Origin of the sequence: Halalkalibacillus sediminis (assembly GCF_002844535.1) — a bacterium.
Classification (GTDB): domain Bacteria; phylum Bacillota; class Bacilli; order Bacillales; family Alkalibacillaceae; genus Halalkalibacillus_A; species Halalkalibacillus_A sediminis.
On sequence record NZ_PJNH01000003.1, the window covers coordinates 515,709 to 533,127 of the forward strand.

General features: G+C 39.5%; 17 protein-coding genes, 2 tRNA genes and 1 rRNA gene. 18 read left to right on the forward strand and 2 right to left on the reverse strand.

All coding sequences use genetic code 11. The features are described 5' to 3' along the window. The first annotated feature begins 12 nt into the window (after window positions 1-12). From CEY16_RS12345 to CEY16_RS12365, 5 genes are all read left to right on the forward strand, one after another. Window positions 13-276 (forward strand): RNA-binding S4 domain-containing protein, encoded by a 264-nt coding sequence (locus CEY16_RS12345; protein WP_101332337.1) that lies wholly within the window; start codon window positions 13-15, stop codon window positions 274-276. Between the two features lie 88 nt (window positions 277-364). Then, complete coding sequence (gene yabP / locus CEY16_RS12350; RefSeq protein ID WP_101332379.1) at window positions 365-649, forward strand: sporulation protein YabP; 285 nt, start codon at window positions 365-367, stop codon at window positions 647-649. After that, complete coding sequence (yabQ, locus tag CEY16_RS15610; RefSeq protein ID WP_101332338.1) at window positions 646-1,230, forward strand: spore cortex biosynthesis protein YabQ; 585 nt, start codon at window positions 646-648, stop codon at window positions 1,228-1,230. The genes yabP and yabQ overlap by 4 nt, the downstream gene beginning before the upstream one ends. Beyond that, window positions 1,223-1,609, forward strand: coding sequence for an FtsB family cell division protein (locus CEY16_RS12360; RefSeq protein WP_101332339.1), 387 nt, complete (start codon window positions 1,223-1,225; stop codon window positions 1,607-1,609). Before yabQ ends, CEY16_RS12360 begins: the two co-directional genes overlap by 8 nt. A gap of 73 nt (window positions 1,610-1,682) precedes the next feature. After that, a complete protein-coding gene (locus CEY16_RS12365; protein ID WP_101332340.1) occupies window positions 1,683-2,069 on the forward strand; it encodes a S1 domain-containing RNA-binding protein in 387 nt (128 codons plus the stop codon). A 503-nt stretch (window positions 2,070-2,572) separates the two neighbouring features. Here CEY16_RS12365 and CEY16_RS12370 read toward each other — a convergent pair. Together CEY16_RS12370 and CEY16_RS12375 are read right to left on the reverse strand one after the other, a co-directional pair. Then, a tRNA-Glu gene (locus CEY16_RS12370) sits at window positions 2,573-2,644 on the reverse strand. Between the two features lie 57 nt (window positions 2,645-2,701). Further along, window positions 2,702-2,778: transfer RNA gene (locus tag CEY16_RS12375), tRNA-Met, on the reverse strand. Between the two features lie 541 nt (window positions 2,779-3,319). On the opposite strand from CEY16_RS12375, the gene spoIIE reads away from it, so the two are divergent. The 13 genes from spoIIE to CEY16_RS12440 all read left to right on the forward strand — a co-directional run. Further along, on the forward strand, window positions 3,320-5,761 hold the full coding sequence (gene spoIIE / locus CEY16_RS12380) for a stage II sporulation protein E (protein ID WP_101332341.1): 2,442 nt from the start codon (window positions 3,320-3,322) through the stop codon (window positions 5,759-5,761). Between the two features lie 293 nt (window positions 5,762-6,054). Then, complete coding sequence (locus CEY16_RS12385; protein ID WP_101332342.1) at window positions 6,055-6,804, forward strand: vWA domain-containing protein; 750 nt, start codon at window positions 6,055-6,057, stop codon at window positions 6,802-6,804. After that, complete coding sequence (locus CEY16_RS12390; RefSeq protein ID WP_101332343.1) at window positions 6,767-7,693, forward strand: protein kinase domain-containing protein; 927 nt, start codon at window positions 6,767-6,769, stop codon at window positions 7,691-7,693. The genes CEY16_RS12385 and CEY16_RS12390 overlap by 38 nt, the downstream gene beginning before the upstream one ends. A 75-nt stretch (window positions 7,694-7,768) precedes the next feature. After that, the gene (gene tilS / locus CEY16_RS12395; protein ID WP_101332344.1) at window positions 7,769-9,130 is read left to right on the forward strand and encodes a tRNA lysidine(34) synthetase TilS; all 1,362 of its coding nucleotides are present in this window, start codon (window positions 7,769-7,771) and stop codon (window positions 9,128-9,130) included. 14 nt (window positions 9,131-9,144) lie between these two features. Continuing rightward, entirely contained in the window at window positions 9,145-9,681 is a 537-nt protein-coding gene (gene hpt / locus CEY16_RS12400) for a hypoxanthine phosphoribosyltransferase (RefSeq protein ID WP_101332345.1), read from the forward strand. Window positions 9,682-9,801: 120 nt separating this feature from the next. Next, complete coding sequence (gene ftsH, locus CEY16_RS12405) at window positions 9,802-11,844, forward strand: ATP-dependent zinc metalloprotease FtsH (protein ID WP_101332346.1); 2,043 nt, start codon at window positions 9,802-9,804, stop codon at window positions 11,842-11,844. Window positions 11,845-11,995: 151 nt separating this feature from the next. Then, window positions 11,996-12,778, forward strand: coding sequence for a type III pantothenate kinase (locus tag CEY16_RS12410; protein WP_101332347.1), 783 nt, complete (start codon window positions 11,996-11,998; stop codon window positions 12,776-12,778). Then, window positions 12,771-13,640, forward strand: a complete 870-nt coding sequence (hslO, locus tag CEY16_RS12415; protein ID WP_101332348.1) for an Hsp33 family molecular chaperone HslO — start codon at window positions 12,771-12,773, stop codon at window positions 13,638-13,640. The genes CEY16_RS12410 and hslO overlap by 8 nt, the downstream gene beginning before the upstream one ends. An 18-nt stretch (window positions 13,641-13,658) precedes the next feature. Further along, window positions 13,659-14,495, forward strand: coding sequence for a dihydropteroate synthase (gene folP, locus CEY16_RS12420; protein ID WP_101332349.1), 837 nt, complete (start codon window positions 13,659-13,661; stop codon window positions 14,493-14,495). After that, the gene (gene folB, locus CEY16_RS12425; RefSeq protein ID WP_101332350.1) at window positions 14,488-14,859 is read left to right on the forward strand and encodes a dihydroneopterin aldolase; all 372 of its coding nucleotides are present in this window, start codon (window positions 14,488-14,490) and stop codon (window positions 14,857-14,859) included. The genes folP and folB overlap by 8 nt, the downstream gene beginning before the upstream one ends. After that, window positions 14,852-15,340, forward strand: coding sequence for a 2-amino-4-hydroxy-6-hydroxymethyldihydropteridine diphosphokinase (gene folK / locus CEY16_RS12430; protein WP_101332351.1), 489 nt, complete (start codon window positions 14,852-14,854; stop codon window positions 15,338-15,340). Before folB ends, folK begins: the two co-directional genes overlap by 8 nt. Further along, complete coding sequence (gene lysS, locus CEY16_RS12435) at window positions 15,318-16,844, forward strand: lysine--tRNA ligase (protein WP_202908634.1); 1,527 nt, start codon at window positions 15,318-15,320, stop codon at window positions 16,842-16,844. Before folK ends, lysS begins: the two co-directional genes overlap by 23 nt. Window positions 16,845-17,349: 505 nt before the next feature. After that, window positions 17,350-17,419: ribosomal RNA gene (locus CEY16_RS12440) — 16S ribosomal RNA — on the forward strand; the annotation flags it as partial.

Sequence of the window (17,419 nt, forward strand, 5' to 3'; positions counted from 1 at the left end):
GAAGGATTAACTATGAGATTAGATAAATTTTTGAAAATCAGCCGTTTGATCAAACGACGTACAGTAGCCAAAGAAATTGCTAATCAAGGCAGAATTGAACTAAATGGACAACCCGCAAAAGCCTCTTCTGACTTGAAGGTCGGAGATGAGTTGATGATTCGCTTTGGACATACGCGTTTGACGATTAAAGTAGATTCACTTCGTGAACAAGTACGAAAAGATGAAGCGAACGGCTTATATACCGTAATCAATGAAGAAAAAGTCCATCAAGATTAATTGAATTTATGATTATAGTGTTAAACTCGTCCTACCCTTCATAAAGTAGTAGTAATAGGAGGGATGAGACGTGCCATATGAAACTAGCATGTACAAAACAGAAAGAGAAACGAATCAAGAACACGATGTAAAATTAATGAACCGCAGAAAGTTGGAAATCACGGGTGTACAAGACGTGGACAGCTTTGATACAGAAGAATTTTTGTTGAAAACCACACTTGGGTATCTCGTCGTCCGTGGTGACAATCTGCATATGAAGAATTTGAATGTGGATCAAGGTTCATTGACGATTCAAGGAAAAATCGACTCTTTCAATTACATTGATGACCAACAAGATAAAGCTAAAGGACTATTTAGCAAGTTGTTTAAATGAGTTTAAATGTCCAGTTTCTATCAATTTTAACGATGATTGCGACAGGGGTATTCTCCGCATCCTTGTTTGAGACGTATCGAATGTTGATCCGCCCCAACGTATTTTGGAGAAGAAATGTACTGGATATTCTTTTCTTCCTAATCCAAGGGGGCTTGATCTTCTATTTGCTGTTTGTTGTAAATGGAGGTATCATCCGTTTTTATTTACTAGTAGCGATAGGTGTAGGCATTTGTTTCTATTTTTCACTTCTACAACCTATCTTTCTAAGCTTTTTAAACGGAGTGATATTTGCCACAAAAACCGTCTATCGGTGGCTCAAACAACTATTGAACCTTCTGATCATAAGGCCCTTGGTATTTCTGATAAGAACAGTCTTGATCATTTTAACGTTTATAATTGCTTCATTGTGGAAATGTATTAGAGGTATTATCTTAGTGGTAGGATGGATCTTAAAACCTTTCCTACCAAAAATAATCCGAAATTACCTCATGGATTTTCTGGCAATCTGTAGTAAAATAAAGGATAAGCTGTATAAAAAGATAAAAAAGTTTTGGGTCAAGAGGAGGCATAAAGATGAGTAGACGTAATAGGCACCGTAAAGTCACAAGGATTCAATCGGAATATGTTCAGAAACAGGAACAGAACTTGGAGCGCCAAAGCCGTGAAAAGAAATTCCTGTATCGACGATTGATTGCTTTTGGTGTGCTATTTACTATAGCTCTGTCTTCTATGTTCCTATATCATCTCAATCAACGTGCTCAACTTAGCGAAAAACAAGAAGAATATGCTGAAAAAGAAGAACAATTAGCAGAATATCAAGAAGAAAATGAAGAGTTGAATCGCGAAATAGAATTATTAAGTGATGTTGAATACTTACTCCAGATCGCAAGAAAAGATTATTTCTTCTCAAAAGACGGAGAAATCATCTTTAAATTGCCAGATGAAGAGCCTTCTTATTGACACTTTTTTAAATGCTTATATATAATGAATATGAATGATATTTTTTAAATTTCTAAGGAGGAGCATTTTTTTTATGTCAATTGAAGTAGGCAGCAAGTTACGAGGCAAGGTCACTCGTATTACTAATTTCGGAGCGTTCGTCGAATTGCCGGATGGTTCCACAGGTTTAGTCCACATCAGCGAGGTTGCTGATAAGTACGTGAAGGATATCAACGAACATCTTTCTGTAGGGGACGAAGTTGAAGTTAAGGTATTGAATGTGGAGAAAGACGGAAAGATCGGTCTTTCAATCAAGAAAGCTAAAGAAAACTACGGAAAGAAACAACAACCGCCTAAGAAGCGTAGTGAGAACTTCGAATCAAAAATGAACAAATTTTTGAAAGAAAGCGAAGAAAAACTCACATCTCTTAAAAAGCACACAGAATCTCGTCGCGGAGGCCGAGGTGCTAAAAGAGGGTAAACTTGCTGTCTATGTACAGATATAAATTTAATGTTGGACGGTCAGAAGCTTGAGTCAATGTCAATTGACTCAAGCTTTTTTGCTTTTTGGGAGTATTGATTGTGGTGAGTCGGGGCTTTATACGTAATAAATCAACCATTTGAGTATGAAAATGAAAATGGCGGTATTTCGACTATAAAAGGGAATTCATAGGTGTTTATCCGTAGTTAATTTCTATTTATCAGTAATAATTGATTTCACAATCACTCAACAGAATAGATGTAGAAAGTATAAGGAAAAACAGGCGCAAACAATGCATCTGGTTTACTTTTTATCTAATACAAGGGTTTAATTGCGTCATTATTCTTCATATTTTCTTTAAAAAAAGAAGTAAATACTTTTTAATTCGGGAAATTATAGGTTGGATTGCGTCGTTATTAGTGATAATTGCGTCATTATTATAAGTTGATCCAAGGATAACTATACAAAAAAATCCGACAGCATATTTGCTGTCGGATTTTTGATGACCCGTACGGGATTCGAACCCGTGTTACCGCCGTGAAAGGGCGGTGTCTTAACCACTTGACCAACGGGCCAACGTAATACTCGGTTCAAAAGATATGTAACTTTTTTTAAAAAAAAGGGGGAAAAGTTGGTGGCGGCGGAGGGGATCGAACCCCCGACCTCACGGGTATGAACCGTACGCTCTCGCCAGCTGAGCTACACCGCCAAACAAATTACTATCAATTAAACACAAAAATTATAGTACATCACGTTGGAGCTTGTGTCAATATATTTTCTTGATGTGTAAATAATCAGAATTTAAGTATGTCTATTACCTATTCTAAAATCACTTTTTGAAATCCGGCATCCAGGCGCGAAACTCGCCGTTTGGATTTAAAACCCGCCCATTGGACATCGAAATCCGCCCGTTAAAACAGAAAACCCGCCTGTTGGGTCACGAAACCCGCCCGTTGGAACGGAAAACTCGCCTGTTGGATCATGAAACCCGCCCGTTAGATCACGAAACTCGCCGTTTGGATTTAAAACTCGCCGTTTGAATCGGAACTCCACACACGAAACCACCCAATAAATAATAATCAAAAAATGAGTAGCTCATACAAATATCGCGGGTTAATTTCCTGAAATGTAGATTTTGGGGACAAATTTCAAATACTGCGTCGAAATTTTCATGGGTTCACCTTCTTGATTTTGACAAAAAATCCCTTGTTAATGTGTTTGAATATTGTTTACAAAGGAGTGGTCGTTACATGGACATGCTAACAAAAATAGGTGAGATTACCGCCGAATCTAAATTCCAGAGAATCTATCAATCTTTCAATGGGCTTAAGCAGTGGCTTTTTCAGGTGCTTTTTGAAAAAGGTTGGTTAATTATGATGATTTCTTTTTTTCTCGGAAGGGCAGTTATTCTTACGTCTTTATCCCCCTTTGCTTTAGCGTTCCTAGCCACAACCATTGTTGTTAAGCGTGGATTAGCGTTCAGAGTGTTTTTATTTTTGATGGCTGGGGCTGTATCTATCAATACCTTACAAGGACTTGCTCTATTAAGTTCGGGGTTATTGTTTTTATTCTTTTATAAATGGTTTTTGTCGAAGGCACCGCATAAGACTTCTTTATTGATTACTGGTACGTTGCTAAGTTCTTTCATCGGACGAGGTGCTGTCCTTGCTGTTCAGGATCAGCTTGTCATATATGATGTGGCGATTTTAACAATCGAAGCTGTTCTTAGTGCTTTTTTAGTAATGATCTTCTTGCAATCTTATCCTTTCTTAATCAATGATTTTCGATCGCGAAATTTAAGAATAGAGGAAGTAATATGCATTGTCATTTTATCGACAGCCATTCTCAGTGGACTAGTGGGGCTTACAGTATCGGGTGTTGAGCTAGGTCTTGTAGGGTCCAAATACTTTGTCATTGTGAGTGCTTTTATTGCAGGGGCGACTGTCGGCTCTGCGATTGGTGTCATAGTAGGGTTGATGCTTAGTTTAGTTAGTACATTTCATTTGTATCAATTAAGCTTACTTGCTTTAGCTGGACTACTCGGTGGACTATTAAAATCGACAAATAAATTAGGTGTCTCTTCAGGATTGTTCATCGCTTCTTTTTTGATCGGATTCTATCATGTGGATACGGTATCGCTCCTACAGATCATGACTGAATCAGCTCTAGCGGCAGGGTTGTTATTAGTGACACCGAACCGCTGGTTAAAGAAAATTGCTACGTTTGTTCCTGGGACTGAAGAATCGAAAGAAGAGAATGACGAGTACATTCAAAGAGTCAGAAATGCTACAGCTGAGAGGGTCGAACGGTTTTCTGAAATGTTCCAAGTACTCTCACATAGTTTCGACTATTTCAATCAAGAAGGTAAGCAACTTGAAACTTCCGAGGTGGACGAGTACTTAAGTAGAGTGACAGAGAAGACATGTCAGACGTGTCTCAAAAAACATTCATGCTGGGTCAACAACTTCGACCGGACGTATCCAGTGTTACAACAAACGATGCAAGCTATCGAACAAAATGACAGTTCAGGAGCGAACCTTCAAGCCAGTAAGTTAAAGAAATTTTGTGTAAAAAGTGAGCAGGTCATGGATCAGATGAGATATGAACTTTCATATTACCAGGCAAATAAACGCCTCAAAGAACAAGTGAAGGAAAGTCGTAAATTCGTTTCAGAGCAGTTGAACGGAGTATCTGAAGTCATGAATAATTTTGCTAAAGAAATGTTGAAAGAAAGGCAAGAACATGACTGGCATGAAGCAGAAGTAAGAAAAATGCTTAACGGGTTATCGATCGAGATTGAACACCTTGAAATCTATTCGATCGATAAAGGTAACGTCGATATAGAGATGACTTTGTACTTCCAACACTATCACGGCGAGGCAGAAAAGATTATTGCTCCGATGCTATCAGACTTACTATCAGAAATTATTCAGGTGGAATATGAAAATCCGAAAGACCAACGAGGCGGCTCAAGAACCTTCATTTTTTCATCGATTAAAAGATATCAGCTGACCACTGGAGTGGCGCATGCCGCAAAGAACGGGAACTTTTTATCAGGTGACAGCTATTTGATGTTGGAATTAGGTAAAAGCAGGTTCGCCTTAGCGATCAGTGACGGAATGGGTAATGGTGAGAGAGCTTATTTAGAGAGTTCAGACACGTTAAGGTTACTGAAACAAATCTTACAATCTGGAATTCACGAACAAGTGGCGATCCAGTCGATTAACTCGATTCTCTCATTGAGGACGTCTGATGAAATATACGCAACCTTAGATTTGACGATTATTGATTTGCAACAGCCTTATGCTAACTTTTTAAAGATCGGTGCGACTGTTAGTTATATTGTAAGGCCAGGAGGGGTTTATACAGTAGAGTCTAGCAACCTGCCAATCGGTATATTGGATGAGTTCGACGTAGACCCTGTCCATCAGCCGGTTAAAGATGGAGATATCATCGTCATGTTGAGTGATGGAATCCTTGAAACAGCGAACACTATAGAAAACCGTGAAGTTTGGTTAAAAAGAAAGCTGAGAGAAATGGAAACTGATCATCCTCAAGAAATAGCAGATTTGATTTTGGAAGAAGCGATCAGAAGTAATAATGGAGAAATCACTGACGATATGACAGTACTAGTTGCGAAAATAAATAAAAGTAAACCGAAGTGGGCATCTTTTTCGATTGGATCAAGATAAAAGTCGCACATTCACGGTGTTTCCTTTATATCTTGTTCCTTTTCTCCAATTGCTACGTTGATAACCGGACGCTTACGCTTTTCTTATTTGTCTAGCTCCAGTGCCCAGAAACTAGGTGACTTCACTCAGCAACCTACGATAATTTAACATCGGCTCAATTTTTCGCTGTGTTTCCTATATCTCAGCTGTTGAGCTCCAGTCACTACGTTTCTAACCGGACGCTTACGCTTTTCTTAGGTATACGCTGAATTTTTTTCGTCAACAATGTTGATAAAGAAAAGGAGGCGTTACGTATGAGTAAAGGAACGATCCAGCAATTGCTGTTGATTACGGATGGTTGCTCCAACCAAGGGGAGGACCCTGTGGCTGTAAGCTCCTCTATTGCTCAAAAGGGAGTTTCCGTCAATGTCATCGGGGTGCTTGACGATGATTCGACAGAGCAACCGATGGGGTTATCAGAGGTAAATGAGATTGCTGATGCTGGAAATGGAGTCAGTAGAATCGTTTATGCAGATGCTCTATCAGATACTGTTCAAATGGTGACGAAGCAGGCGATGACACAAACGATCCAAGGGTTTGTTTCGAATGAAATCAAAGCTATATTCGGCCACGAGGTGAAAGAAGATGAACTCACGCCTGAGACTAGGGGTGAAATCCAAGAGGTAGTTGAGGAGTTAGAAGAAACTTGTAATCTCAATATTTGTATCTTGGTAGATACCAGTGCCAGTATGCAACACAAAATGGAAGCAGTTAAAGAAGCGATCGACGATTTGGTCATAAGTCTCCACGCTCGAACAGGCAACCATTTATATACCATTTACCAATACCCTGCTAAGAAAAATGTTGTCAAAGAGCTGATGCCATGGGTGAATGACCAAAAGAGTGTGGCAAAAGTTTTTCCAAGGCTTGCGGCAGGAGGAATCACACCTACTGGTACTGCAATGATGAAAGTACTTCAAGCGTTCGACCATTTACCAACAGAAGGAAGTCGGGGAGAAGACTCTAATGAAATCATCGATCAATCCTACGGTACATCTTTCTAAAAAACAGGTCATTGTTGGTAAGTGGCATAAGCAAAAATATGAAATCATACAAAAGCTAGGTGAAGGTTCCCGAGGTTCGATCTATTTAGCAAAATATAACCGTGGAACCGTTGCGCTTAAAATTAGTGCTGAATCGTCAGTAGTTACTGCAGAAGTGAATGTACTTAAAAAACTAAACAATGTTCAAGGGGTCCAGCTCGGGCCTCTTTTATTAGACGTAGACGATATGCAACTTCGTCCTCACGAATCTTATTCCTTTTACGTCATGGAATACATCGATGGGGTACCTGTGCGTCAGTGGTTGGATAGTAAAGGTTTCGGACAAATTGGAATCATCGGTTCTCAATTGCTATTTCAGCTTTACCATCTTCATCTACAAGGGTATGTGTTTGGAGATTTAAAGCTGGATAACATGTTGGTCGAACGCAGCACGGGAAAGTTACGCCTATTGGATATGGGGGGGGTGACTCAAAAAGGTAGATTGGTGAGGGAGTATACTTCCCAGTACGACCGTGGTTACTGGGGAAAGGGAAGTAGAAAGGCGGAAGAGTCCTATGACCTGTTTGCGTTCGTTGTGTGTATGTTGCACCTTGATTCTTCACTAACCATCGAGAAACGAAAGAATCAGGATATATCTTACTGGGTTCAACAAAGTCGTAGGTTACGGATTTTCCACAAAGTTTTTGAGAATGCAGTGAATGGGAAATACTCAAATGCCAAAGAGATGAAAGTTGATTTTGACAATGCGATCAAAAATCAAGCCAGTAAATCCAGGAAGAAGAGTCCATCTAAAAAGGTCGATCGGCCTAATCATAATGAGTTGTGGACGTTGAGTTCCATCATTTCTGTGCACGTACTTATCCTTTATTATTTGGTCCAAAACATTTAAGGGGCTTTGTTTGAACTTCATTTTCATATAGTGATACGATAGATGGGATGATAACTTAACGGACGGTGTTGACAAATGAAGGATCGCGTATTGGGATTCAATAAGGAAAATCACTTATTTCAACCAGGAGATACACTGTTTTTAGCAGTATCTGGGGGTCCGGATTCATTGGCGATGCTTCATTTTTTTGCGGGTATTCGTGAGGAATGGGAACTTGACCTGATTGTTCTTACAATCGATCATCAGCTCCGAGGGATCCAATCAGCAGAAGATACTGAGTTTGTTGAAGAATATTCATCGAATTTAGGTATCAAGTGTGAGGTTGGAAAAGTCGATGTGAAAAAGTTGATGAGTGAGGCTAAGATGGGGACTCAAGAAGCTGCTCGTGAGCTGAGGTATCAATTTTTTTATGAAAAAATGCAGAATTATCCTTCAGGAAAATTGGTATTCGCCCATCACGGGGATGATCAAGTGGAGACCACTTTAATGCAATTGATAAAAGGTCAATACCCTAACGGAACCCCTGTTAAAAGAGCCTTTGGTAGTCATATGATCATAAGGCCTTTCTTATCTCTCTCGAAAAAAGAAATACTGGATTACGTTGAAGAACATGAGTTGAACCCAAGGATTGATCCATCTAATGAGGACGAGTCTTATACACGGAATCGTATGCGTTCTACTGTCATACCTTTATTACATAAAGAGAACCCAAATCTAGTAGAGGGAGTTCAGAGAGTTCATGAATTTCTATCAGAAGATGACGCATATCTTTACCAGATATCAGAAGATAAAGTCCGCGAAATCAGCACATTTTGTGAACAAAAAGTGACCTTTTCAATTAATTCATTTCAGAAGATGCCATTATCTTTACAAAGAAGGGGCTTTCATCTAATATTAAACTATCTGAAAGTGAATGCTCTTTTTCGAAACAATAATTTTCTTGCTTTTAGTGAATGGCTACAATCGCAACATTCAAATAGTGTGATGACATTATTTGATGACGTCATCGCTATCAAAGCATATGATACATGCATCATTCAGCTAGGTTCTATACATACAGAGCCTTTTCAGAGGTCGCTTCATATGAATCAATCCTTAGAACTCCCCAATCACTGGACAGTCTCAGTTCGAGAATCGAATGAATGGTCAGGATCTACTGATCAAGCAGTCGTTTCTTTCGACCAACTCCATTTACAATTTCCCTTGAAGGTTCGCACGAGGCAAGATGGGGATCGAATTAAGCCCCTTGGGTTAAATGGAACAAAAAAGGTGAAAGATATTTTTATCGATCATAAAATACCTTTGTACCAAAGAGATCAATGGCCACTTTTAGTGAATGGTGATGGTGAAGTTCTGTGGATACCTTTTGTTTGTAAAAGCCGTTTGGCACAACCGGACAAGCATTCATCCGTATGGGTGAGTATGGACATCAAATAATAGGAGGATCCTTCATGCACGATGAAATACAAGAAATATTAATTTCTGAAGAAGAAATTCAAGTAAAGACCAAACAACTAGCAGAAAAGATTACGAATGATTTTGATGGTAAGTTTCCATTAGCGATTGGTGTATTAAAAGGTGCCATGCCATTTATGAGTGACTTGCTTAAAAGGGTCAATACTCACATTGAAATGGATTTTATGGATGTATCGAGTTATGAAGGTGGTATGAAATCCACTGGGGAAGTTAAAATTATCAAAGACTTGAACACCCAAGTCAAAGATCGCGACATTTTAATTATTGAAGACATCATTGATAGTGGCCTAACTTTAAGTTACTTAGTTGACTTGTTTAAATATCGCCAGGCAAAATCAATAACGATTGTGACATTGTTAGATAAACCGACAGGCCGTAAATCTGATGTGAAAGCGGATTTGGTCGGTTTCGAAGTACCAGATGCTTTTGTTGTAGGATATGGGTTAGATTATGAAGAGAAATATCGGAACCTTCCTTACATCGGAGTATTAAAACCTGAAATATATTCATAAATTAGCTATAGTTATGAAAGGCAATTTATGGTTAAATAGAGTAAGTAGTTATCAGTTGAGACTAATAAAATTTATGTGATAGTATTTGTTTTAGTTTTGTCGTTTAGGAGGAGGTAAGTAATGAATCGGGTGTTCCGAAATACCATATTTTACTTAATTATTTTTCTTGTAGTCATTGGGATCGTAGGGATGTTGAACAACCCTAGCCCAGAGACGGAACAACTGAATTACGATGAATTCAGAGAAGCTCTTGAAGATGGACAAATTGAAGAGCTCACTTTACAATACACAAACTTTGCTTATGAAGCTCGAGGGGAATATACCAGCGATGGGAGTCTCGAGTCATTCCGTGCAGTGGTACCTGCCGCTGATGAAACAATCAGTGAAATCATTGGTACAGCTAGAGATCAAAGTGTATTAACTATGGAAGCTGCTGAAGAGCCAAGTGCTTGGGCACGATTCTTCACAACGCTAATTCCATTTATCATCATCTTTATTCTGTTCTTCTTCTTACTTAGCCAAATGCAAGGTGGCGGCGGTCGCATGATGAACTTTGGTAAAAGTAAGGCGAAAATGTACACAGAAGATAAAGAAAAAACGAGGTTCAAAGATGTTGCTGGTGCTGACGAGGAAAAGCAAGAGCTTGTTGAAGTAGTTGACTTCTTGAAGGACCCTCGGAGATTCGCGGAGTTAGGAGCTCGTATTCCTAAAGGTGTCCTATTAGTGGGACCCCCAGGTACTGGTAAAACATTATTAGCGAAAGCTGTTGCTGGTGAAGCTGGCGTACCATTCTTCTCAATCAGTGGTTCAGACTTCGTTGAAATGTTCGTCGGTGTAGGTGCTTCACGTGTACGTGATTTATTCGAAAATGCTAAAAAGAACGCTCCTTGTATTGTGTTCATTGATGAGATCGATGCAGTCGGTCGTCAACGTGGTGCCGGTGTCGGTGGTGGACATGATGAGCGTGAACAAACATTAAACCAACTACTAGTAGAGATGGATGGTTTCGGAGTAAATGAAGGTATCATCATGATTGCTGCGACCAACCGTCCTGATATTCTTGACCCAGCCTTATTACGTCCTGGTCGTTTTGATAGACAAATCCCTGTTAATACACCAGATGTAAAAGGTCGTAAAGAAGTGCTAGAAGTGCACGCTAAGAACAAGCCATTAGGTAAAACAGTCGATCTTAAGACGATTGCGATGCGTACCCCAGGCTTTTCGGGTGCAGATTTAGAAAACCTATTGAACGAGGCAGCTCTAGTCGCAGCCCGTTCAGACGCAAAGGAAATTGAAATGGAACACGTCGACGAGGCTATTGACCGCGTAATTGCTGGTCCTGCTAAGAAGAGCCGTGTCATTTCTAAAAAGGAAAAAGACATTGTCGCATATCACGAAAGTGGCCATACAGTTATCGGTATGGTGCTTGATGAAGCTGACATGGTTCATAAAGTTACAATTGTACCGAGAGGTCAAGCTGGTGGTTACGCAGTCATGCTTCCAAGAGAAGACCGTTACTTCCAGACGAAACCAGAATTACTCGATAAAATTACTGGCTTACTTGGTGGCCGAGTGGCTGAAGAAGTTATTTTCGGTGAGGTCAGCACAGGCGCACACAATGACTTCCAGCGTGCAACAAGCATTGCTCGTAAAATGGTTACCGAGTTCGGTATGAGTGAAAAGATTGGACCACTACAATTCGGAAGTTCTGGTGGCCAAGTGTTCCTAGGCCGCGATATTCAGAATGATCCTAATTACAGTGATCAAATCGCTTATATCATCGACCAAGAGATCCAATCAATCATCAAGTCTTGTTATGAGAGAGCAAAAGAAATTCTTACTGAGCACAAAGAGCAGTTAGAATTGATTGCGAAGACCTTATTAGAAGTAGAGACATTGGATGCAAAACAAATCAAGACATTGTTTGAAGAAGGTCGCTTACCTGAACCTGAAGAGTTGATCGTAGATAATGATAAAGACGATTCAACTGAAACAGAAAGTACTCAGGTTTCAAACGAAGATTCAGGTGATGTGAAGGTCAACATCCATTCTAAAGATGAAGAAGATAGTCAAACCGATTCTTCTTCAGAAAAAGAAGAGGATAAAAACCAGTCTGAAGATAAAAACGAATCAGATGACGACAACAATCCTGATCGTAAATAATATTGAATTAAATTACTCTCTCTGCAAAATGCAGGGAGGGTAATTTTTATGTTTTGTGGGTTTGAGTTCAAGGCATGTTTCTGAGAATACATATTGTATAATTTGTGATATGATGTTCGTTGAAAAAGTTTTGCGGAAATGAGTTGAAGTTATGATATTTGTACTCGATGTAGGAAATACGAATACGGTCTTAGGTGTATTCGACCAAAATAAATTAATCTATCAATGGAGAATCGCGACTAATCGTTATAAAACGGAAGATGAGTACGCGATGCAAGTGAAGTCGTTACTGCAACATCATGATCTATCATTCGAAGACTTTCACGCGGCCATAATATCTTCTGTTGTTCCACCAATCATGTTCGCTCTTGAAAAAATGTGTGAGCGTTATTTTCACTTGAAGCCGATGATTGTTGGTTCAGACGAAATCGATAATCACTTGAAGATGAATTATCCGAACCCAAAAGAAATCGGGGCTGACCGAATTGTGAATGCTGTTGGTGGCATTAAAGAATATGGTGCTCCACTTGTAATTATCGATTTTGGAACTGCAACGACGTATTGTTATATAAATGAAAACGAAGAATATGAAGGGGGAGCAATTGCCCCCGGCATCAGCATTTCAACTGAAGCGCTGTATTCCAAAGCAGCAAAGCTTCCAAGAATAGAAATATCTAGACCAGAAAAAGTAGTGGGATCTTCAACTGTTGAAGCGATGCAATCAGGTATTTATTACGGTTATGTCGGGCAAGTGGATGAAGTCGTCAACCGGATCAAAGACCAAGCGACTAAAGAGCCGACTGTCATTGCTACTGGTGGATTATCTAAATTAATTGGCAAGGGTTCAAAGACGATAGACCATGTCGATACCGAGCTTACACTTAAAGGTCTATATGAGATTTATAAAACGAATGAGGTGAAAAATAATGAGTGATTACCTAATCAGAGCAACAGCTTTCGAAGGAACGGTAAGAGCATACGCGATCCGTTCAACAGAGACAGTTTCAGAAGCATGCAGAAGACAAGACACATGGGCAACGGCATCAGCAGCATTAGGTAGAACGTTGACCATTTCATCTATGATGGGATCAATGCTCAAAGGTGAAGATAAATTGACGATTAAAGTTGAAGGCGACGGTCCTTTAGGTGCAATCGTTGCTGATAGTAATGCACTTGGCCAAGTCAGAGGGTACGTTAAGAACCCTCATGTAGATTTCGAATCTAACGACCAAGGAAAATTGGATGTAAGACAAGCTGTCGGGACAGAAGGAACTGTCAGTGTTGTAAAAGATTTAGGGTTAAAAAATAACTTTACAGGACAGGTTCCGATCGTATCTGGTGAAATAAGTGAAGATTTCACGTATTATTTTGTGTCATCAGAACAAGTGCCTTCTGCTGTAGGTGCAGGCGTCTTGGTGAACCCAGATTTATCGATAGCTGCTGCAGGCGGGTTTATCATTCAAATGCTACCAGGAGCATCGGATGAAACGATTAACACGATAGAAGCAAGATTGGATGAGATTCCTTCCATTTCATCTATGATTCAGGATGGAAAACGCCCAGAAGATGTTCTAGACACTCTTTTCGGTGAAGATGAGTGGAAGATGTTATCGAGAAGTAAAGTGGAATTCAATTGTAACTGTTCAAAAGAGCGGATTGAGAGAGCAATCAGCGGCCTAGGGAATGACGAAATCGAAAGTATGATTGAAGAAGACGGTGGAGCTGAAGCTACTTGTCAATTCTGTAATGAACAGTATTATCTGGATGCTAAAGAGCTAGAAGCATTGAAGCAATAATTAAGCGGAGGACTTACGATGAATCTAGGTACTAACCACAGCCAGAACGATAGATCTTTTAGCCGAAAAACACTTGTCATGGGAATATTGAATGTTACACCAGATTCATTTTCCGATGGAGGTCAGTTCACTGAAATGGAAACTGCCTTAAACCAGGTAGATCAAATGATCAATGATGGGGCAGATATCATCGATGTCGGTGGAGAATCAACCAGACCTGGGCATGAGCCAGTTAGTGAAGACGAGGAAATTCAAAGGGTCATTCCAATTATACAAGCTATTAGGGAAAGAAGTTCAGTTCCAATTTCTATTGATACTTATAAAGCCAAAACCGCAAAGGCAGCAGTCGAAGCTGGGGCAACGATTATTAATGATGTATGGGGAGCTAAACGCGAGCCCGAAATCGCTCAAGTGGCAAAAGACTATCAAGTGCCGATTATTTTAATGCACAATCAAGAAGGTACTTCTTATGAAGATATCATCGAGGATATGAAAAAAAGCTTGTTAGAAAGTGTTAACTTGGCTAAGAGTTATGGGGTGGAAGATCAACACATCATTCTCGATCCTGGCATCGGCTTCGGAAAGACCTGGGAACAAAACTTATTAGTTATGCGTCGGCTGAATGAGTTGAAAACCTTGGGGTACCCGTTATTATTAGGCACTTCAAGGAAGTCACTCATAGGTAGGGTTCTGGATTTGCCTGTGGAGGAACGCTTAGAAGGAACACTAGCCACTCTCTGTTATGGGGTGCAGCAAGGTGTGGAGATCGTAAGAGTACATGATGTGAAAGAAGCAAAGCGAACGGTTAGAATGATGGATGCGATGATAGGGAAAGGTGAGCTGCTCAATGGATAAAATCTTGTTGAACGGAATGATGTTCTACGGTTATCATGGTCTATATCCCGAAGAAAACAAACTCGGGCAGAGATTCACTGTTGATGTAGAGTTAATCAGTGATTTGAAAAAGCCAGGTAAAACAGACAACATGGAAGATAGCATTCATTATGGGGCTGCTTACGAAGTAGCAAGAAAAGTGGTAGAAGGTGAAGCACAGAATTTAGTAGAAAAAGTTGCGGATTATATAGCTAAAGCTATGTTTGACTCTTTTTCTAAATTAGAAGCGATCCGAGTGAAAGTCGACAAACCCGGGCCGCCGATCCCTGGATATTATCAGTCTGTAGCTATTGAGATATATAGGGAGCGCTCTGATTATGAGTAAGGCCTACATTGCTTTAGGAACGAATATAGAGCCTAAACAAAAACATTTAGCAGATGCCGTTCATTTTCTGAATGATTCCACAGGAATTCAGGTTAAAGGTGAATCTTCTATATATGAAACAAAACCTGTTGGGTACGCCGATCAAGATAATTTCTTGAATATGGTTGTTGAAGTTGAAACTTCATTAGGTGCTTATGATTTACTGAGGGAATGTCAAAGTATCGAAGCTAATCTTGGTAGGACGAGGGAGATACGATTCGGCCCTCGCACGATCGACTTAGACATTTTACTTTTTGACAAAGAAGATATACAATCTGAGGAGTTAACGGTTCCCCACCCGAGAATGGTGGATCGTGCATTTGTATTGATTCCTCTATATGATTTAAATCCAAGTGTATATATAAATGGTAGAAGTTTGGAACAGTGGCTCGGACAACTATCAGAGCAAGATAAAAAAGATGTTATCAAATTACATAAATAATAGGGATGAGGTGAAGATTGTGTCAGAAGAGATGAATGACCAAATGCAAACGAGGGTCGATAAATTGAACGAATTGGTCGAACAAGGAATCAATGTATTCGGCGATAAGTTCACTCGTACGCATTTATCTAACGAATTAAAAGATACTTATGATCAATTTTCAAAAGAAGAGTTAGAAGAAAAAGAAGAAACTGTAACAATCGCAGGACGAATCATGACTAAGCGAGGAAAAGGTAAAGCCGGCTTCGCTCATATCCAAGACTTGACTGGTCAAATCCAGATTTACGTAAGAAAAGACCGAATCGGAGAAGAGGCTTATGAAATCTTCAAGCAATCTGATTTGGGAGACATCGTAGGTATTAGTGGGGTCATGTTCAAAACAAAGGTTGGCGAATTGTCAGTTAAGGCTGATCGCTATGAGTTATTAACAAAATCATTGCGTCCTTTACCTGAAAAATTCCACGGCTTGAAAGATGTTGAACAGCGCTATCGTCAACGTTATTTAGATTTGATCACTAACTTGGATAGCCGTGATACATTTATTTTGCGTAGTAAGATCATTCAATCGATGAGACGTTATTTGGACGATCGAGGGTTCTTGGAAGTAGAAACACCTATGATGCACTCAATCCCTGGCGGAGCTTCCGCACGACCGTTCGAAACACATCACAATGCATTAGACATACCTTTATATATGAGAATAGCTATTGAGTTACATTTAAAACGCTTAATCGTAGGTGGTATGGAGAAAGTGTATGAAATTGGACGAGTCTTTCGTAACGAAGGAGTATCCACACGTCACAATCCAGAGTTCACAATGATCGAACTATATGAAGCGTATGCAGATTACCACGATATCATGGAGTTAACTGAGAACTTAGTAGCTCATATTGCAGAAGAAGTTTTAGGAACAACAAAAGTCCAGTATGGAGATGAAGAAGTAGACTTAACTCCTAAATGGAAGAGATGGCACATGGTAGATGCAGTTAAAGAATTCACAGGTGTGGACTTTTGGAAAGAAATGTCCGATGAGGAAGCGCACCGATTAGCTAAAGAACATGGGATCGATGTTGAGGATAACATGACGTTTGGCCATATCCTTAATGAATTTTTTGAACAAAAGGTAGAAGAACATCTTGTTCAACCTACATTTATATATGGTCACCCAGTAGAAATATCTCCACTTGCTAAGAAGAATAATGATGATGATCGCTTTACTGATCGTTTTGAGCTATTTATCGTTGGAAGAGAACATGCAAATGCATTCTCTGAGCTAAACGATCCAATCGATCAACGTCAACGTTTCGAAGCTCAACTTAAAGAAAGAGAGCAAGGGAACGAAGAAGCTCACATGATGGATGAAGATTTCTTGGAATCTCTTGAATATGGATTACCTCCGACTGGTGGTCTTGGAATAGGGATCGACCGATTAGTCATGCTATTGACTAACTCAGTGTCTATTCGCGATGTACTATTGTTCCCGCAGATGAGACATAAATCATAAACTGAAAAGTAACTATTACAACCTCAAGCTAAGTAGGCTTGAGGTTGTTTTTATTATATAGGTTAAAGAGTGAGAAAAATTAAGGGCTTGGAGGGAAGTTTAGTTTTTCTCATTATATAGAATCTGATTGTTATAGTACTAATGAAGCCGGAAAAATTATTACTTAATGAAAAGGTGATTGTGGTAAATAACCCAACAGTTTCCACCGCTAATTTTCAGAATTAATTAACTTCAGAAAAAGGCTTGTGTTATGATTAAAAGCGTGATAAATTATTAAACGTTGCGTTAAACGAATCGCATATAACGCACAGAAAAACTTTTTAAAAAACCACCGAAAGACATTGACATTTTCTTGCGAAGTTGGTATATTTAAAAAGTCGCTGTTTTGAGCAGCGGATTGAAAATTCGAACCTTGAAAACTAAACAAAATAGCCTGACGTCAATTCGTTTTTTCTCATCTGATTGGGAGAGAAAAAACAAGTAAGACAAGCCAATCAAACTACTTTTATTGGAGAGTTTGATCCTGGCTCAGGACGAACGCTGGCGGCGTGCCTAATACATGCAAGTCGAGCGCG